The following is a 19,093-nucleotide window of genomic DNA, read 5'->3' as shown; positions in this document are numbered from 1 at the left end:
TGAAGCACAAGCTTATCAATTCGCCTCTGTGGAAGTTAAACAACTAGCTTTTAGAATTGATGGAGTATTCCTGCCGACAAATACCACAGCCCAATCACCGATTTATTTTGTAGAAGTCCAATTTCAGAGAGACTCTCAATTTTACTCCCGCTTCTTTAGCGAAATTTTTCTTTACTTAAACAAAAACGAAATCAGCAATGATTGGCGTGGTGTGGTGATTTACCCGAGCCGCAATGTGGATAAAGGAGCAACTCAACAATATCTTGAATTACTCGATTCTCCAAGGGTATCTCGGATTTATCTCGATGAATTAGCCGAGACCCCTGCACCATCGGTGGGTATAGCTACAGTACAGCTAATTGTAACCGAGGAAGATTCTGCCATCGCACTTGCTCAAGACTTGATTCAACGAACCACTGAGGAGATAGACAATGAAAGACAAAAGCGAGAACTTCTACAATTAATAGAGACCATACTGGTGTATAAGTTACCACTACTCAGTCGTAGGGAGATAGAAGGGATGTTTAGCTTAAGTGATTTACGGCAAACCAAAGTTTATCAGGAGGCTTTAGCCGAAGGTAGGCTTGAAGGTGAAATTCAAGGCAAATTAAAGTCTATACCTCGGTTGTTAGCTTTGGGGTTAACCGTAGAACAAGTTGCCCAAGCTTTAGAATTAGAGGTTGAACAAGTTACAAAGGTGCTCCAGCAGTCAACGGATCCCTGATACAACAAGCATCCCATAGAAAAATACCATTCCCTAGGCTAGGTGGGCAAATAATCAGAGTTTGGCAATTTCCTCAGCAATCATGTCCATTTGCCCACCCTACAAGATATCGATTCCCGATTCCCGATTCCCGATTCCCGATTCCCGATTCCCGATTCCCCATTACTTTAAGATTTTTTAAAATTGTCAGTTTTTCCTGGGCATACCGTGCTATTATTAGATTGTCGAGTAAATCATAGAGTCCTGAAATGATTCTATCTCCTAGGATAAACTTATGGTCTCTTGGCAACCGGTTTAAAATGGGAACATACCACTTGATCAGGTCGTAGGTTCTTTGGATAATTGGTAAATCACTCATTTCCATAAAAAAATCCGCCGCAGGCGGAAAAGGGTAAGATAAAATAAATAAAAGGGTAGAGGGCAAAAGGGCGAAAGGACAAAGAAGAGTCCACGCCTAGGAACAAACTACCCGGAAACCGAAGTAGTCGGACCTGAGGTCCGGCGAGGAGTCGTTGCGATTGGCACAGCGGCAGGACCTCGAAGCGTAGGACCAAGAGCCACCGCGCAGCAGCCGATTATCATTATTATTATCAGTCCAGGCACTACCGTCTATTGGGGCATCATCATAGTTGACATGCCAGGTATCTTCACACCATTCCCATACATTACCCATCATATCATACAATTTCCAGTTATTCGGGATTTTTTGTCCTACTGGATGAGTTTGGCTATCAGAATTACCAAAGTACCAAGCATACTGTCCCAGTTGTGACTCATCGTCGCCATAGTAATATCTAGTTGTCGTAGCTGCTCGACAGGCATATTCCCATTCCGCCTCACTGGGCAAACGGAATTTTCGATTTTGGAGTTGACTCTTAAATTTTACATTGAGTCGCGCACAAAATTCTCGACAATCATGCCATGATACCTGCTCAACGGGTAGTTTATTATCGCCTTCAAAGTGAGATGGCGTGGAGTTAAGGCTGGTGTCAACTTGCTGGTAACCAGCAACGTCTTGCCACTGCTGCTGAGTTACTGGAAATTTTCCCATCCAGAACGCTGGTACATTTACCTGATGCTGGGGTCCTTCGTCAACCTCCCTACCAGACTCATTGTCGGGCGAACCCATCAAGAAGCTACCTGCTGGGATGGGTAGCATTTCTAAGAGACCCCCTTCACCTAAATCAAAGATGTCTTTAATTATATGCAACTCTATTAAGGTGCTTTTGATGTAGGTGATGATGGCTTGCTCCGTGGGGACTACTACCAGGGAGGAGTCTCTAGATGGGCTGATGGTTTCACTAAATTGCACTACTTCTACCTCGTTCCCCAGTTTCAGACTCTCAGTGACTTGCAACTTTTTGGTTGTCAACGACTCTTGTAACCCTTGCACTTGGTTGTCTACATAGGTTTTCACTGCCAGTTCTGTGGGGACAGCTTGATTCGAGTTGTCTGCCAAGGTAATATCGCTGGAAAATTCATTAACCGCTTCTCCTAATTGTAGTTTCAGGTCTCCCTTCACTTCCAGTTTAGCGGTGGGAGTCTCTGTCCCAATTCCTAGGTTGCCCTTAACTTTGAGGGCTTCTTCAATGGTTAGAGGTCCGTGGAAGCTTGTTGCTTTTTGTTTTATGTCTTGAAGAGTCTTACCCAAACGGTCAATTTCATCCATGGCGGCATTCCAATCTGCCGAAAGGATTAAATCTCCAGGATTTTTGTCTTTTGGTTCAAAACCGTTGGTCATTGTTTTCTAAGTTTTATTAGAGTTATCACTAAAATAAAATTTCCCACACAAGCGTTAACTTAAAATTATTGCTCTTGGTAATTACTGGAAATATCACTCGATTATACATAATTGCGGTTTCTTTGTCTTCGCTATTAAACAAACCCGCTTCAGTTAACCCAACTTCCTGATCGCCAGGTTCCCCAAAATCTAGGTCTACAGACAACATAATTTTACACTTTTTACTTTCACCGTCCCCAGTCTCTATTAAATCTTTACCGATGTCAAAGGTTTTAAGTTCTTTCCGAAACACTTCATTTCCCAATTTGGTATCCTGAGCTGGAGCAACCGGGGTGCTGCTAGTACCTAGTGCGATGTAGCGGATCGGATCAATTTTTTGATTAGTAAATAACTTAGCCACTAATTCCCGCCCTGTATAAACAATCGAGTTATCAGCTTTAACTTCATCCACCAGCTGAGCTTGAGAATTATACTTTTGGATAGTTAACCTACCTTTCATGTCGAGGCTTTCGGCAATTTTCATATTAAGAATTTAGAATTTAGAATTTAGAATTTAGAATTTAGAATTTAGAAGGAAGAATGGGGAATGGGGAATGGGGAATGGGGAATGGGGAATGGGGAATGGGGAATGGGGAATGGGGAATTTAGAAGGAAGAATGAAGAATGGGGAATGGGGAATTGGGAATGGGGAATTGGGAATGGGTGCATCTCATATTTGTAAAAAAGTTGCTAGTGGTGCTTCAGGGGGGGCCTCATTTTCCGCCTCGTAGCCAGGCTTTGGATAGCCCGCCCCGTAACGCACCACCGTGTCAAACAGCTTTTAGGAGATGCACCCTTGGGAATTGGGAATCGGAACCCACCCCTAACCCCTCCCAGGAGGGGAACGGGAATCGGGAATCGGGAATCGGGAATCGGGAATCGGGAAGTTAGTGCGTAGGGTGTGTTAGGGGCGGGCTTGCCCTCATCTTCAACACCGAGAGCCAGTTTTGTTACAGCCCGCACCGTAACGCACCACCAATGTCGAATCGGGAATTTAGGATTTAGAATTGGGAATCGGGAAGTTAGAAGTTAGAAGTTAGAAGTTAGAAGTTAGAAGTTAGATTAACCATTCTTAATTCTACATTCTTAATTCTTAATTCTACATTCTTAATTCTACATTCTACATTCTACATTCTACATTCTTAATTCTTAATTCTTAATTCTACATTCCCTACTCCCTACTCCCTACTCCCTCTCAAGCAAAACGATTCCCGCTATCAAAGCCAGTATAGTCAAATACTCCACAAGTAAGCAGATTATCCGACATTTCGTGGACTACTCCCTCTGGATAGGGAACCTGAACGCTACTAATAGTCAAGGTATCTTCGGCAAGATGTTCTTCCCTAAACGGAGAACGTTCAACAGTTAACTCTGCTACTATCTCGTGAGTTTCCTGAAAGCGCTTCTCATAGGTAATCATCCCGAGAACACCAGCAGCTTTAACGTTGTCAATAATTCCAGCAATTTGATGGCGAGGATGATCCCCTGCTTCGTGAAACTTATCAGTAAAGCCGGGAATATCCCAAGGGATTTTTACCTCAAACACCCCTGGGGTGAGTTTGTAGAATCTCATTTCCAGAGAGGCGACGGGTTGACTGAAGCCAAAGGTGGCTTGATCAAAGCGCTGTTGGTCAAATTGTGCCAGGGGATACCCCTCAGCTAACTCTGCTTCCAGCCGCCAGCGAGAGGTGTCGGTTGGTAGTAGGGGCGTTCCTTCTGTTGCATAAGGTTTACCGTTAACGTCAACGGTATTCTCTCGAAAGGACAATACATCGGATGCCCTCGCTTCTCCTTGGTAAGTAACCGATTCTTCAGTATCGCAGTTAACAATTCGCAAATTGTATAATACCACAGGCAGACTTGGCTGAACTGCCAGGAAAATTTCGATTTCCTCTGGCTGCGGGTTGGGGTTATAGACCTCAAATTCTTCCCGAAGTGTCAGCAAGTAGCGATGTTCTGGCTGATTAGGAGGATGTAACTGAGTCAGCCGAGGCATGAACTCTTGAATTTGAATGGTTTTCTTGGCGGCTTGAGCGGCGGGAGAATCTTCTAAAATTCCCAAGTTGGCAGCAACCAAATCAATAATCCCTGGCTTGGTAGCAGCTCCTTGACGGAGGATGTGAATCAAGCCTTTTAGTCGCTCTCGGTAAGGAGCATAACTCTTGGCAATCTCATTGGGATAGGCTGCTTCTAGCAATTGCCGATTTTGGATAATCAGATCAGTTCCTGCCGGAAGGGTTTGGGATTGGGGTTGATCAGGGTGTTGGTAAGTTTTTTGGTAGAGTAAGGGGTCTTGTAGAGAGTGATTCAAGCCCTTTATTAACCCCTGCTCTACCTCCGCCAGAGTGGGAATATGGCTAGGGCTGATATAGTCTGGATAGGCGGCTTCTAACAACAAGCGATTGAGACGTTGTCGGTCTTCCCCGATGGGCTGTTGTGCCAGCAATTGCTGAGCGGCTTTGCTAAGAGTCAGGGTTTAGGAATTTGAGTATATCCAACAGACCATCAAGAACATGGATCTTTCCGGTGATGGTGCTATTACCAAACAATGTCATGCTCTACTCGAACAAATATTGTCAATTCCAAAGGTTCTGCTAACCACTTCCTGCACCCATGCTCTGGAAATGGCGGCACTACTATTAAACATCCAACCAGGGGATGAAGTCATTGTTCCCTCCTTCACCTTTGTCTCTACCATTAATGCCTTCATCTTACGAGGTGCTCAACCTGTCTTTATCGACATCCGCCCGGATACCCTCAATTTAAATGAAGAGAAATTAGAATCACTGATTACCCCTCGCACCAAAGCCATTGTCCCTGTACATTACGCCGGTGTAGCATGCGAGATGGATGCTATTTTGGAGATTGCTGGGCGCTACGGTATACCAGTTGTTGAGGACAATGCTCATGGACTATTTGCTAAGTATAAAGGCAAGTATCTAGGTACATTTGGTTGTCTAGCTACCCAGAGTTTTCACGAGACTAAGAACTTTACCTGTGGAGAAGGTGGCGCACTGTTGATCAACGACCCGCAGTATATCGAACGTGCTGAGATTATCCGGGAGAAAGGAACTAATCGCACTCGCTTCTATCGCGGTCAAATTGATAAGTACACCTGGGTAGACATTGGTTCGAGTTATCTCCCCTCAGGCATACTCGCAGCTTTCTTGTATGCTCAGCTAGAAAGTCGCCAACAGATTCAGAGCAAACGACAGCAAATTTGGGAGTACTACTACGAAAATCTCAAGGATTGGGCACCGGAGTACGGTATCCGCTTGCCAATTGTGCCAGAGTACTGTGACCAGGCATACCATATGTTCTACGTACTCTTACCGTCCCTAGAGAAGCGCCAAGCCTTGATTGCTCACTTAAAAGCTCAAGGCATCTACAGCGTTTTTCACTATCTGCCATTGCACTTGTCTGATATGGGACGAGAGTTTGGGGGCAAAGAAGGAGACTGCTTGGTGACTGAGGATGTAAGCGATCGCTTACTTCGTCTGCCCTTTTACAACGATATGACTGAGGCTGACCAAGCAAGGGTTGTGGCATCAATTAAGAAATTTTTCTGAACTTTACCAGAACTTTAAGACATACAGGACTTACGCAAAATTGGGTAACAAACACTAGAAATAGTAGGGTGAGACCCTACAAGTAGAGTTACTGCGTAAGTCGTGAAATAAATAGATAGGTGAAAATCAGCCCAGCTATCTAAATCGATAAATCCAATACTCAAGCGTTCGCGTAGCGTGACCTTTCGGGCAAAGCCCGACGCTGCGCGAACGGTCAATCGCATTTTTCCCTTCTTGATGCAATAGCGAGTGGGGGAAACCACGGCAATAGCGAGTGGGGGAGACCCCCAAGACCGCGCTGCCTCCCCTGTTCCGAAGCTGCATCGCTTTGTTGATGTTTCCAGGTAAGCGATTGACCGTAGGTCACGCTACGCGAACGCTTACTTTGTATTCTCTTTGGTCAAGATTAATCAAGCAATTCACTAGGGCATTTCTAATACTTAGGGTCACAAAAATTAATTATAGGAGTAGTCAATGAGCCTATCAATTACCAAAACCTATCTCGCTAATTCTGAAGAATGGGACAAAATTTGGCAACAATGCAATTATTCAACTTATTTTCATTCAAGAGAATGGGCTGAAATCTGGAATACCTATACTCAAGGAGAATTTCGTCCAAACCCTCTAATTATCCTATTCTCAGATCAAAAAAGAGCTTTGATTGCCCTTTCCTATAAACTTGGAAATCAGAAATTTATCAAGAAATACTCATCCTCACCAGACGGAACCTTTGGAGGATGGATTTCCGCAGACGAACTTACCATTGACCATGCCATTTTACTAGTTAAATTTCTCGATAAAAATTTTTGGGGTAAATTAAGTTGGCGAGTAAATCCTTACAATGAACTAGCTAGTAAAGCTGTAGCCCTAAGTTGTGTCAGTGAACAAGAGGAGGATACCACTCACGCCATTAACTTAGACGTGGGTTTTGAAACAATTTCCAAAACTTGGAAAAAGGGCGGTAGTTCTATGGCTCGAAAAGTCCGAAAAGCTATCAAGGAAGGAGTTTCAGTAACTACAGCATCTACCCTAGACCAATGGTGGGAATATTATCAAGTTTATCAAGATTCATTACGACGATGGGGAGATAATAGTCTTGGTAGCTATAATTGGGAACTTTTTAAAACAATTTTTCAACTTAAGTCACCTAACGTTAAGCTTTGGCTAGCCCACTATCAAGACCAAATTATCAGCGGAGCACTATGCTTCTACGCCAAGAAACATGTGGTGTATTGGCATGGCTCATCCTTAGAAAAATACTTGAATCTAAGACCAGTTAACTTAGTTATGTATGAAATTGTTAAAGATTCTTGTGAACAAGGATATTCTTGGTTTGATTTTAATCCTAGTGGTGGATTGCCAGGAGTTATAGCATTTAAGAAAAGTTTTGGAGCCGAGCCTCTTGACTGTTATATGATCTATGTTGATAATAAGTTGAGGCGTATGGTGAAACCCCTGAAACCTTTAAAGAAAATCCTAATGCCGTGTTAACCTAGAGCTAACTAAGCAATTTTGCTTAGTTTTTTTAAAAAATCCCTAAAAATGATTACATTAAAAAGTAAACTACTGGGGAGCAATAAATTATCAATCAATTTAATAATACTGCTGGTTTAACATCAAATACTTTACTAATAGGGAGCTATAATTGAAGCGGTACATTTTGATGGCAAGATTCAACCTTCGTAAAACCGATGATGCAGCCCTTGAGAGTTGGTTTTTTCTCTTCTCAGAATTATTTAGATAAAAATACTTTTTCTGGCACCCTTTATTATATGCATAGGTCTCTGGCATCAAGAGACCTTCAGTTGATTAATCTCGGCAATCCCAAAAAAGTATCCTATTGGCATAAGCTAGTCAAGCCTATCCAATTAATCCATTCATTTTTAGGTTTCAAGTCTTCTGATCACAATGAACAGCTCAATCGATTCATACTGACAGTTCAAAGACAGTTCAAAGAAACCCCATGTGATTTACTATTTTGCCCCGTTGCATCAGGAGAATTAAGTTTAATTGACACTAGTATTCCTATTATTTTTTTATCCGATGCCACTCCGAAGCTAATCAACAATGAATACTATAAAATTTACCGAAATATAGAAGAATTTGAACTAGGAGAAAAACAGGAATTTACTGTATTATCAAAATCTCATAAACTAGTTTATTCTTCAGACTGGGCTGCCAAATCTGCCATTAGCGACTATCAGGCAGATCCAGAGAAAGTTGAAGTAATTCCCTTTGGAGCAAATTTAGATGATATCCCCTCAGTATATCAACTATTTTCCAAGTGTAATGCTTCCCGTTGCCGTTTATTGTTTATTGGTAAAGATTGGCAGAGAAAAGGTGGAAATATTGCCTTTGAAACTCTGATATCTCTGCTCAACATGGGAATTGACGCTGAGCTAGTTATGCTTGGTTGTGTGCCACCGGATGACATTAAGCATGAGCGGCTCAACGTCATTCCTTTTTTGAATAAAAATAATCCTAAGCAACGAGAGGAACTTAATCAATTATTTTTGCAATCCCATTTTTTGATGTTTCCCACCCGTGCTGATTGTTCACCAATTGTGATTTGTGAGGCTAATGCATTTGGTCTCCCTGTAATCACAACTGATGTCGGAGGAATTCCGACAATTATTAAAAATGGCAAAAATGGTTATATGTTACCGTTATCTGCCTCAAGTGATCAGTATGCTAGTGTGATAGCAAATAACTTTGGTGATCGGGCAGTCTATGAACAGTTAGTAAAGTCTTCTAGAGAAGAATACGATCAGTCTCTAAATTGGGATAAATGGGCAGAACGTATACATCGTGTGATGATAAGCATGTTCAATTGATTCCTGTCGGATTTGTGAGATTTGGAATAAAATGAAGAGGGGAAAGAGGAGTAAAAATATCCTCATCCCCTCTTTACCTTATCCCTCATTTCTAATTTACAAAGACTTAACTATGAGGGCAATGTTTCTGACCACACTCTAAGCCGGTAAGCATATTAACCGTTGACAAGCTCTTTTGCTAGCAATGGTAGTGGCTTACCTTCAAAGTATTCAGGAATTGGTGCACCCATCAATTCCAAAATTGTGGGGGGAAGATCAAGAGCATGACCGCCTCCGAAATCAACACCGGACGCAATATCTGGACCTGCGGCGATGATAAATCCCTCAGGGCGATGGCTGCCAGCACGATAATGGGGTACAGGACCAATACGTCCAACATCAGGACTTTCCACCACATCTGTGGCATACTCATCTTGCCAGACAAGTACCAAGTCGGCATCAGACAGCTTACAATTTCGCTCAGTGGGCGACTTCCGTGTCCTGATGATCTCCTTGACCATGGGTACACCTTTTCGGGCATCTTTAAGAGCGTAAAGCTTTTGGATCAGTTCATCACAGAAAGCATCATACTCCGATTCCGGTACCAATCCTTGGGGTTCTCGTCCCTGAAGATTGATACGGATATACCCTTCTGAAAAGCTTGGTAGGGCAAACGCTTTCATCTTGTGCCAGACCGGTGCATACCAAGCGGCTGGTTGGAAAGGTACTACATCGGTTTCCTTCGCTAGCCTGAATGGGGAGATCAGATCGGGTTCTTGAGAAGAATCTAACCATGGCTCGATTAGTTTGAAAAGCTTGGTGGGAGTTTCTCGTCTCAAAAACCTTTTAATGGGATTAGGATCATACTTGGTACCCCACAGATGTCGCTCCCAATAGTTCCATTTCATTTTGGTAATTATCGGTTCAGGGGGTGTTCCCAACTCAGTACCATTAGCCAGGGCAAATTTCCCAGGGAAACTAAGGCGATATAAAAACTCAGGCAGGAAGGTGGTGCTGGGGGCATCCATGGTGTTAGGACCCATGCCATGAGCGGAGAAAATGACGACATGAGCATCCTTTGGTGCTTTGGCTAAAATCTTGCCGATTGCCCGATCAATGGCTTGAAAGCCTTCGAGCATGGGATCACCTGAAACACGGGAACTAAAATGCTCATAGAGAGGATGTTCCGGTTGACTCAACTGCCAGAAATTGTGACCCAGTGCATGGGCTTCGCCAAACACTGTTAAAAACAAGTCCCAAGACTCTCGTTCCAAGAGATCTTGACAAATAGTAGCGCGACGGGAGATCCCTGTCTCCAGAAGTTTCCGAAGTCGAAGTGTTCCCTTTAAATCAACACACACAGCATAGTCCTTATGGAGTCCTGGATGTTCTCCATGTTTGTCAACCAGTTCTTGGAACAGTGAAGCCGGTAAAGAGCCACTAGCTACTTGAGGAGAATGGGCTCCCCAAGCTAAAACCTGGGGACCATTTACCTCCTCACAGAGCCGAGTTTGAGGCATGTCAAAGACTGCCACTCGATAATCTTCACCCAGGGCATAAAATGGAGGATACTCACTATAGTCATAGGCGGCCTTGGTGTAGCACTCATAGCTGCCTTCTCGGAATCCCAAGGGAGACCAGTACCCAGTTGTGTGAGGCGAGCAGCCAGTCAAAAATGTTGTCCAAGGCGTTTCTGCACTAAACGCTTCAAAATTTTTCAGGCGTCCATAGGTTCCCTGGTCGCGCAAACGACGCATAGTCTGGAGATGTCCCTGAGACATCCATTTCTCAAGGACAGAGGGCTGAGCTGCATCTAGTCCAATGACAATAACAGGCTTGTTCATTTCTCTAAAAGTAAATGTTAATACTGGAGATGCAACCTGCAACTTAACCAGGGGCATTTGTGAATCTTGGCAAGTCTTAGAGTGACATTAAACTCGATTTGGTCTATGTTATACAACAGCTAAGTTTACCGTTATACCCCTGCTTTGATCTTTACCTATGGATTTCTAAAAATCCTTCTCGTTATTATAACTTTATAACAAGATTAACTTAAATTAATATATAGCGTAAGCTTTTGATAAAAATCTCTAGAGCAAAAATCCGGATAGCTGTTTTTTATTAAGTATATATTAGTGGTGATAATTACCAGCCATGTAAGCAGTAAGCTAATGGGCGTGCGTCACAGGCTATAAGCCTGTGCCACGAACGCTACTTGAGTGAAGTCAGCTTACCAATAACTTCCAATTATCAAGTCAGTTTTGCTAGCCCTGATAGTTAAAATTAGTGTACAGTATAGTTTTTAATAAATTCCAAATAATTACATTATTTTTTTTGAGTTTTTGTCTAACTTTATTCATTGCGCTTCATCCAACATATCCTGAACAATTTTATCAAAAACTTAATATTATTTTAAGTAAATCAACGGTTCAAAACTCTCCGTTTACAACTCCTAAATTAGGAACTAACCTGAATGGAATTGCTGATTGGTCAACTGAACTTCCTTTCTTAGATGCCTTCAAATCGTCGAGACCATGGATTACTCAATGTGTCTCTGGAGAAACAGGCTGTAGTGGTTCGTGGGATACTGAGGAATACGATAAACTGGATTTAGACGAACAGGGCTGGGTTAAGTCTTTACCTGCTCCAGAAGCTCCTCCTGAATATACTCGTGTGGCTACACTACTTTTTACAGGGATGAAAAATTATCCAGCTGGAAAGTATGTGGTTTTATACGATGGAGAAGGCACTATAGAATATAAGTTTGATGCCACCAAAGATGAGGTAGCGTCAAGGCCAGGAAGAGATGTAATTAATGTAACGCCATCCGGGGCTAGTATCTATTTAATAATTACCGCTACGGATCCTAATAACACGGGTAATTATATTCGCAACATTCGTGTTGTTCAAGCTAAGTATGAAGATACTTACGAGTCTGAACTTTTTAATCCGGAATTCATCAATAAAATTAAAAAATTTAAAGCCATCCGTTTTATGGACTGGATGGAAACCAATCATTCTAAGCAAAGGGAATGGGCAAATATACCAAAAGTAGATGATGCCTCCTACGCTTACGGTAAAGGTGTACCTGTAGAAATCATGGTTAAACTGGCCAATCGAATTGGTGCTGATCCATGGTTTAATATGCCCCATCAAGCTACAGATGACTATATCACTAATTTTGCCCAAATAGTTAAAGATACCTTAGATCCAAATCTAAGGGTTTATGTGGAACTGTCTAATGAAGTGTGGAATTGACAATTCCAACAAGCTAACTATGCGTTAGCTCAAGGTCAAGCTAGGTGGGGCAAGGATAAAGGAGATGCATACATGCAATGGTATGGAATGCGTACTGCTCAAATGTCTGATATTTGGAAAAATGTATTTGGTAGTGACAGCAATCAAGTGGTGTCTGTTATGGCTACCCATACCGTATGGCTTGGTTTGGAAAATGCTGCTTTGGATTGTCCTCTGTGGGTAGCAGAGGGTAATGCCCCTTGTTATCAACATAGTATTGATGCTTTTGCGATCGCGGGATATTTTAATGGCAGCTTAAACGCGGAAGAAAACGAAAGCACCATAGAATCTTGGTTGAATGAACCCGATGGGGGAGTGTCAAAAGCGTTTAAGCAGATCAAATCCGGGGGGTTACTTCCCAAAGAAGAAGACTATGAGAGTTTAAGTGATATTGATCAAATTTTTAACTATCATCACAAAGTAGCAGATAAGAGAAAACTACAGTTAGTGGTTTACGAAGGTGGTCAACATCTTGTCAAGTCCGATAATCAAAAACTAACTGAGTTTTTCATTGAGCTTAATAGACATCCAAAAATGTATAAAATTTATACACAACTCCTGAATGAATGGAAGAATCAGGGCGGTGGCTTATTTATGCACTTTTCTGATATCAAGAAGCCCAGTAAATGGGGGAGCTGGGGGGCTTTAGAACATGTATACCAAAAGAGTTCACCCAAGTATGATGCCTTAATAGACTTTATCGATCAAAATTCCTGATCCTGTAAACTTCCCTAGAAAGCTATACAAGGGTGAATCTGTTACAGTTTAATCTGGCTAAAATTTTTCACCAACAACGATAGCGTTAGGGAAACAGCGTTTCAGTGCTACCTCTGCGTTTCAATTCCTTGCCTAGTGCAAGAAAAGAGCTAAATTTTCAAGGCAGTTAAACGATGAACACTCTCTCAGCTGTAGAATACAAAGCCCAAGGTTTGAAGCAAATTGGATTAGTTGTGATTGGACGCAATGAAGGTGAACGCCTACGCCAGTGTTTACTGTCTGTGATTAAAAACGTGGCTCGTGTGGTTTATGTCGATTCTGGCTCCACAGATGACAGTGTGGAAATCGCTCATTCTTTAGGGGTAGAGGTGATTGGACTCGACCTATCTAAACCCTTTACTGCAGCTCGTGCTAGAAATGCGGGATATATCTATCTCAAACATTTAGAGCCAAATCTTAAGTTTGTCCAATTCGTGGATGGGGATTGTGAGGTAGTAGGGGGATGGCTCAACTATGCTCAAAAGGAACTGGAAGCCAACCCTAATGTCGCTGTAGTCTGTGGTCGCCGACGAGAGCGCTTCCCTGAAACATCTATATATAACCGATTGTGTGACATGGAGTGGGATACACCAGTGGGTGAAGCTTCCGCTTGTGGTGGTGATGCAATGATGCGCACAGAAGCTTTTGAACAAGTCGGAGGGTTTAATCCTACTCTAATTGCTGGTGAAGAACCGGAATTGTGCTTGCGGCTGCGCCAGAAGGGTTGGAAGATTTTTCGCCTAGATGCTGAAATGACTTTGCATGATGCCCAAATGACACGTTTTAGTCAGTGCTGGAAGCGGTTCTTGAGAGCAGGTCATGGTTACGCTGAGGGAGCCTGGTTACACGGTCACACTCCAGAACGCCATTGGGTCAAAGAAAGCCGGAGCATTTGGTTCTGGGGATTACTCTTACCTATATTAGTATTTGCGATCGCATGGCTCACCCATGGCTTGAGCTTATTGCTGTTGTTGGGTTATCCTCTGATGACTTACCGGATCTATCGTCATAAGTCCCAGACAGGTTTGAGCTCAACAGATGCTTTACTTTATAGTCTGTCTTGCATGATCGGCAAGTTTCCTCAGGTCCAAGGTCAGATTCAATTTCACCTAAATCGATTGCTCGGACAGCGTAGTAACTTGGTTGAGTACAAAACTGTACTTAATACTAACAGTTAGATAGCGTTTGTATTTGAGTTGTAAACAAAGGATTGATAGCAAAAGGTAATAGTAAACAGGTAATAGTAAACAGGTAATAGGTAACCTTAAACATTATCAAATAAATCTGATTTTATTGTTTTTTATTTAAATTTTATTAGATAATATCTGGATATGTATCATTTATCTCTAGGTTTGTTTTAGACTTTAACGATTATTTATTGGCTCTATATAATATATATTTTTTTGTTAATACTTATCAAAAAAGATAAATAAAGTTTTTTTTGTTGACTAAAACCTCTGATCTGTTCCCTAATCACTATTCCCTAATCACTATTCCCTAATCACTATTCCCTAATCACTATTCCCTGTTCCCTGTTCCCTAATCACTATTCCCTGTTCCCTGTTCCCTAAAAAAATAACTTATTTTAAGCTTTAAGGATGTTGAATTGTGTTAGCTAATCAGCCATTCATCTCATTGATTGATATTCCATTCTTGGTAATAGCATTTGCCCTTATCGTTCCAATTACAGTTCTTTTTATTGAATGTAGTGCAGCAATTTTGCCTAATGGCTCTGAGCCATGGTCGGATGCTAGCAAACCCCGACCAACGGTGGCTGTTTTAGTTCCAGCTCACAATGAAGCCTCTGATATCAGTGCCACCCTGGAAACATTACTACCTCAGCTTACGGAGCAAGACCGACTAATAGTCATTGCTGATAATTGCACTGATGACACTGCAGCAGTGGCTCGGAAATCTGGCGCTATTGTAATTGAACGACAAGATCATGAGCGCAGAGGTAAGGGATATGCCTTAGACTTCGGTATGGGGTTTATTGAGCCTAATCCACCGGATGTCGTGGTGGTGGTTGATGCAGACTGTATTGTTGCTCAAGGAACGATTTCACGGATTTCCCGCCTTGCGATCGCTACACAACGACCGGTTCAGTCAACTTACTTAATGACACAACCAGACAACCCGGTACTAAAGGATTTGATCTCTACCCTGGCGGTTAAATTCAAAAATACAGTCCGTCCGAGTGGGTTACATCGACTGGGCTTGCCTTGTTTGTTAACAGGTTCAGGAATGGCTTTCCCCTGGTCAGTGATTCGCAAAATCTCTTTGGCTGGCAGTAAAACAGTTGATGATATGCAGTTGGCTTTGGATTTAGCGATCATCGGACATTCCCCAATATATTGCCAGGAAGCAGGAGTCACAGGTCGTCTGATGAAACAGGGTTCAGCAAAGAGTCAAAGGTCACGCTGGGAGCATGGTCATATCGAGACTTTGCTAAACCAAGTTCCTGAGTTGCTCAAAGAGTCTATTCGTCAAAGACGAATAGACCTATTAGCGATCGCATTAGACTTATGTGTGCCACCATTGTCCCTATTGGTTCTAATTTGGGTGGCTGCTACAGGGGGAGCTTTACTCGGGGGAGCATTGGGAGCATCATGGATAAGTACTATTGTGTTACTCATAGAAGGGGTGCTGCTGTTAATTGCGATTGTTGAAGGTTGGGCTAAGTTTTGCCGAGCAGACTTTCCGCTCCTGATGCTCTTAGCTGTCCCGATTTACATTCTGTGGAAAATTCCCCTCTATCTGGCTTTTCTGGTGGAACCTCAGACCAAGTGGATTCGCACAGAACGGGATGCAGTCGATACCCCATCATCCTAATCAACTGGGGTGCATCTCATATTTGTAAAAAAGAAGGGAAGTGTGGGGAGGGTGGGAAGTGTGGGGCTGACAAGGGTAGGTTTTTTACTTTGGAGATAGGTAATAGGTAATAGGTAATAGGGAATGGGGAATGGGGAATGGGGAATGGGGAATGGGGAATGGGGAATGGGGAATGGGGAATGGGGAATGGGGAATGGGGAATGGGGAATGGGGAATGGCTAATCGGAACCCACCCCTAACCCCGACCAGGAGGGGAAGAGCGGGAGATGGGTCGGTAATCGGTGGAAATTCTGGGAGATTTTCCGACATATTTTGAGAAATTTATTCCCAATGCCAGTACGTACTCGCCCAAATGTAAAAAACCTACCCAAGTGAGGAGATAGGAACCCACCCCTAACCCCGACCAGGAGGGGAATATAGGGAGATGGGGGAGATTTTTATTAAGGGTAATTGTCATAACATGATATTAGCCTTCTATTGCCGAAGAGTGTTTTTGCATGCATTGAGATGCAGCCATCAACTGATTCTACTAGGAGAGATCATTCTCTGGTCCTAGGTATAGAATTGTTATAGCTATAGGATTGCTAATTAATTGTTTCATAATCAGGGTTAATTAAATTTTTAATGCCATAATTTAGCCCACGGAATTATCCTTGGGCTTACCGATTTTGGATCTAACTATTTTAGAGTTTGCCCACAAATCCTATCAAAGATGGTAGCATCATAAGTGTATTATCAAAGAAGTGTATTATCAAAGATAATTAAACCGGCGGCGGATAAGACCAAGTAGTTAAAGTAGGACTACATATCCAGATTAGGAGATGGTAAGATTAAATTTATCTGTAGCCGTAATTTCCAGAATTGGTATAAAATTGATTTACATTTATTAAGATAAATCAAGTTTGACATGACAAAAGTATTGTGAAAAAAATACTATAAATAACCCAAGCCAAAGGAGTTGATAGCACTCCGGAATATTGATAAGTTTTGCTTCTACATCGATCAACTATAGCATCGATGTGAAAAGGGTTATAAACCTGGACAATCCGGATTATTGCCCTGAGAGTTGGTAATTATTAGTGTCTCCCTGCAAAAATTAGCATCCTCTTGGATATACAACAGGGGGCTGAAACCTTATCAACTAGTAAAAGGGGCAGACAATTGCAACAACTAACATTAAACGAGCAAGATGAGTTAAATACTCCTCAAAAAGGATTAAATCTAGGTCCGCTTTTGAGGATTGCCCGACGCCAAGCCATGGTGGTTGCAGGGATTGCAGGTTTAGTGACTGTTGCTGCTACCTTTTTGAGTAGCAAATCTCCCTCTATATATTCAGGTAATTTTCAGCTGTTAGTCGAACCAGTCACATCTGCTGCAGCAATATCCACTGAACCAATGACACTTACTCGGGGTCAGGGAAGAATACCTGGTGAGAGAAATTTTGAACTGGACTATGCAACTCAGATTAAAATCCTAACCAGTCCTGAAGTCTTATCTAAAATCGTCAATAAAATTAAATTCCAGTATCCAGAGTTTAAGCTTGGGCTACTTCAGTATTATTTAACAGTTGAACGTCTCGAAGAAGAAAGTCAAGGTGAAAATACTAAAATCCTATCAGTTACTTATAGTGGGACAGATCCCAAACTAGTAGAGTTGGTCTTAAAGACAACAGCTGAAGAATATGAAAAGTATAGTTTAGAAGACCGAAAAACTCGCATTGGCCAAGGGGTTAAATTTATTAATGAGCAACTTCCTAAATTACAGGATAGAGTTAATATTATCCAAGGAAATTTGCAAAACCTGCAACAGCAGTATCAGCTAATTGAACCTCAATTTGATGGGGGACAATTATCAAACAAAGTTAGTAAAATTGGCGACCAAAAAAGAGATACAACCAGGCAGCTACAAGAGCTAATTAAATTAAAAAACAGCTTACAAAGACAATTAAAACTATCGCCAAATGAAGCTTTAGCTTCTTCTGCCTTGAGTGAAGATCCTAACTATCAGAAGTTACTGGCGGATCTTAAAGAAATAGAAAGTAGAATTGCGATAGAATCCGCCCGCTTTCAGCCAGAGAGCCCTAATATTCAAACCCTACTAGAGCAACGGCAAAACCTAGAAACTCTTCTCAATCGGGAAGTACAACGGATTCTGGGTCAGAACTTAGGAGGTCAACCGATTAACCCCCGAGTGCGAACCCTTCAAAATCCAATTCGTTTACAACTGATTCAACAATTGGTTGATACCACCAACCAAATTGAGGTACTACAGGTTCGTAATCAGGCTCTGATACAAACCAAAAACACTGTTGATCGCGAAGTCCAAGAATTCCCGATTTTTGTCCGTAAGTATAATGATCTACAGCGGCAGTTACAAATTGCTACTCAAACTCTCAACCAACTAGAAACTCAGAAAGAGACCTTGCAGGTGGAGAAAGCTCAACGGGAAGTGCCTTGGGAGATAGTTTCTCAACCTCAGCTTTACCGCGATCCGACCGGTGCACCGATCGGAAAATCTAGTCAGAATAAGTTGATCTTGATGGGAGTTATGGGCGGTTTAGCTTTAGGGATGGGGACAGTTATCCTTTATGATAAGTATCGGAATATCTTCTATGAAATCAAGGATATTGAAGAAGGCCATAATTTACCTGTTTTAGGAGAAATACCATTTAGTAAAAATCCTGAACCATTCAATAATTTTAGTGTAGATTTTGACAACGATGAGGACAGAATTTCTGAGGATAATCGATTTAAAAAAGCATTCGAATCTCTCTACACTAACATGCATTTCCGCTTCTGTAATCCACCCCTTCGCTCCATCGCCATTTGCTCGGCTATGGCTGGGGATGGTAAGTCTAGTGTCGCCTTAAACCTAGCTCACATGGCAGCCTCCAGAGGTCAGCGAGTTCTATTAGTAGATGGTAATCTCCATTCACCTCAACTTCACACCAATTTGAATTTACAGAACTTGCCAGGACTGAGCGACTTGCTATCAAACGACCTAGAGGTTGTGATGGAGCGATCGCCTTTCTCAGATAATCTTTTTGTGTTGACTTCTGGGCAAGCCTTAGTAGAATCTGCTCCAGATCTGGCCTCTCCTCGCATGGAAAAGATTATGGGGCATTTTCAGGAAAAATTTGACTTGGTTATCTATGACACTCCTAATCTACTGAACTATACAGACGCCAATTTCCTAGCTGCCCATACAGATGGAATCTTGATGGTGGTCGGATTCAGAGGAACTAAGAAATCTCAATTCAAGCAAGTCCTCGATCAAATAGACAGGTTTGGCTTAACCTGTCTGGGCGTAGTAGTTAATCGTG

Annotated in this window: 17 protein-coding genes; 10 read left to right on the top strand and 7 right to left on the bottom strand. The window is 42.2% G+C overall.

What is annotated here, in order from left to right:
* Window positions 1–724 (top strand): Rpn family recombination-promoting nuclease/putative transposase (locus F6K20_RS00940; RefSeq protein WP_287293393.1); only part of this gene is annotated, 724 nt, incomplete at its 5' end.
* 73 nt (window positions 725–797) lie between these two features.
* Here F6K20_RS00940 and F6K20_RS40435 read toward each other — a convergent pair.
* The 3 genes from F6K20_RS40435 to F6K20_RS00930 form a co-directional block, all read right to left on the bottom strand.
* On the bottom strand, window positions 798–1,082 hold the full coding sequence (locus F6K20_RS40435; protein WP_502708030.1) for a hypothetical protein: 285 nt from the start codon (window positions 1,080–1,082) through the stop codon (window positions 798–800).
* Window positions 1,083–1,178: 96 nt separating this feature from the next.
* Complete coding sequence (locus tag F6K20_RS00935) at window positions 1,179–2,465, bottom strand: formylglycine-generating enzyme family protein (protein WP_287293391.1); 1,287 nt, start codon at window positions 2,463–2,465, stop codon at window positions 1,179–1,181.
* Between the two features lie 28 nt (window positions 2,466–2,493).
* Window positions 2,494–2,988, bottom strand: a complete 495-nt coding sequence (locus tag F6K20_RS00930; protein WP_287265075.1) for a hypothetical protein — start codon at window positions 2,986–2,988, stop codon at window positions 2,494–2,496.
* A 63-nt stretch (window positions 2,989–3,051) separates the two neighbouring features.
* On the opposite strand from F6K20_RS00930, the gene F6K20_RS00925 reads away from it, so the two are divergent.
* Window positions 3,052–3,186 (top strand): hypothetical protein, encoded by a 135-nt coding sequence (locus tag F6K20_RS00925; RefSeq protein ID WP_287265073.1) that lies wholly within the window; start codon window positions 3,052–3,054, stop codon window positions 3,184–3,186.
* A gap of 8 nt (window positions 3,187–3,194) precedes the next feature.
* Here F6K20_RS00925 and F6K20_RS00920 read toward each other — a convergent pair whose 3' ends face one another.
* Together F6K20_RS00920 and F6K20_RS00915 are read right to left on the bottom strand one after the other, a co-directional pair.
* A complete protein-coding gene (locus tag F6K20_RS00920) occupies window positions 3,195–3,467 on the bottom strand; it encodes a hypothetical protein (protein ID WP_131827461.1) in 273 nt (90 codons plus the stop codon).
* A gap of 232 nt (window positions 3,468–3,699) precedes the next feature.
* Complete coding sequence (locus F6K20_RS00915; protein ID WP_287293389.1) at window positions 3,700–4,950, bottom strand: hypothetical protein; 1,251 nt, start codon at window positions 4,948–4,950, stop codon at window positions 3,700–3,702.
* Window positions 4,951–4,996: 46 nt separating this feature from the next.
* Between F6K20_RS00915 and rffA the strand changes: the two genes are divergently transcribed.
* From rffA to F6K20_RS00900, 3 genes are all read left to right on the top strand, one after another.
* Complete coding sequence (gene rffA, locus F6K20_RS00910; protein ID WP_287293395.1) at window positions 4,997–6,073, top strand: dTDP-4-amino-4,6-dideoxygalactose transaminase; 1,077 nt, start codon at window positions 4,997–4,999, stop codon at window positions 6,071–6,073.
* Window positions 6,074–6,547: 474 nt separating this feature from the next.
* A complete protein-coding gene (locus F6K20_RS00905; protein ID WP_009148971.1) occupies window positions 6,548–7,564 on the top strand; it encodes a lipid II:glycine glycyltransferase FemX in 1,017 nt (338 codons plus the stop codon).
* 200 nt (window positions 7,565–7,764) lie between these two features.
* Window positions 7,765–8,907, top strand: coding sequence for a glycosyltransferase family 4 protein (locus tag F6K20_RS00900; RefSeq protein ID WP_229414650.1), 1,143 nt, complete (start codon window positions 7,765–7,767; stop codon window positions 8,905–8,907).
* 155 nt (window positions 8,908–9,062) lie between these two features.
* On the opposite strand, the gene F6K20_RS00895 is transcribed toward F6K20_RS00900, so the two are convergent.
* Window positions 9,063–10,730 (bottom strand): alkaline phosphatase family protein, encoded by a 1,668-nt coding sequence (locus F6K20_RS00895; protein ID WP_044494346.1) that lies wholly within the window; start codon window positions 10,728–10,730, stop codon window positions 9,063–9,065.
* A 442-nt stretch (window positions 10,731–11,172) separates the two neighbouring features.
* On the opposite strand from F6K20_RS00895, the gene F6K20_RS00890 reads away from it, so the two are divergent.
* From F6K20_RS00890 to F6K20_RS00875, 4 genes are all read left to right on the top strand, one after another.
* Window positions 11,173–12,144, top strand: a complete 972-nt coding sequence (locus F6K20_RS00890) for a hypothetical protein (protein ID WP_287293387.1) — start codon at window positions 11,173–11,175, stop codon at window positions 12,142–12,144.
* Between the two features lie 72 nt (window positions 12,145–12,216).
* Window positions 12,217–12,900 carry a hypothetical protein gene (locus tag F6K20_RS00885; protein WP_287293384.1) on the top strand — a complete coding sequence of 228 codons (684 nt, stop codon included), beginning with the start codon at window positions 12,217–12,219 and terminating at the stop codon, window positions 12,898–12,900.
* Window positions 12,901–13,073: 173 nt separating this feature from the next.
* On the top strand, window positions 13,074–14,117 hold the full coding sequence (locus F6K20_RS00880; RefSeq protein WP_009148962.1) for a glycosyltransferase family 2 protein: 1,044 nt from the start codon (window positions 13,074–13,076) through the stop codon (window positions 14,115–14,117).
* Between the two features lie 430 nt (window positions 14,118–14,547).
* Window positions 14,548–15,771 (top strand): glycosyltransferase family 2 protein, encoded by a 1,224-nt coding sequence (locus F6K20_RS00875; RefSeq protein ID WP_009148951.1) that lies wholly within the window; start codon window positions 14,548–14,550, stop codon window positions 15,769–15,771.
* A gap of 84 nt (window positions 15,772–15,855) precedes the next feature.
* Here the strand turns inward: F6K20_RS00875 and F6K20_RS00870 are convergent, their stop codons facing one another.
* Window positions 15,856–16,080, bottom strand: a complete 225-nt coding sequence (locus F6K20_RS00870; protein WP_154659878.1) for a hypothetical protein — start codon at window positions 16,078–16,080, stop codon at window positions 15,856–15,858.
* Between the two features lie 852 nt (window positions 16,081–16,932).
* On the opposite strand from F6K20_RS00870, the gene F6K20_RS00865 reads away from it, so the two are divergent.
* Window positions 16,933–19,093, top strand: a 2,161-nt coding sequence (locus tag F6K20_RS00865) for a GumC family protein (RefSeq protein WP_287293381.1), incomplete at its 3' end; no start/stop codon positions are given.

The sequence above is a fragment of the Moorena sp. SIO2C4 genome (genome assembly GCF_010672485.1).
Classification (GTDB): domain Bacteria; phylum Cyanobacteriota; class Cyanobacteriia; order Cyanobacteriales; family Coleofasciculaceae; genus Moorena; species Moorena producens.
Note: the sequence above shows the minus strand (reverse complement) of the source record. Positions and strands in the feature narration are given on the sequence as shown.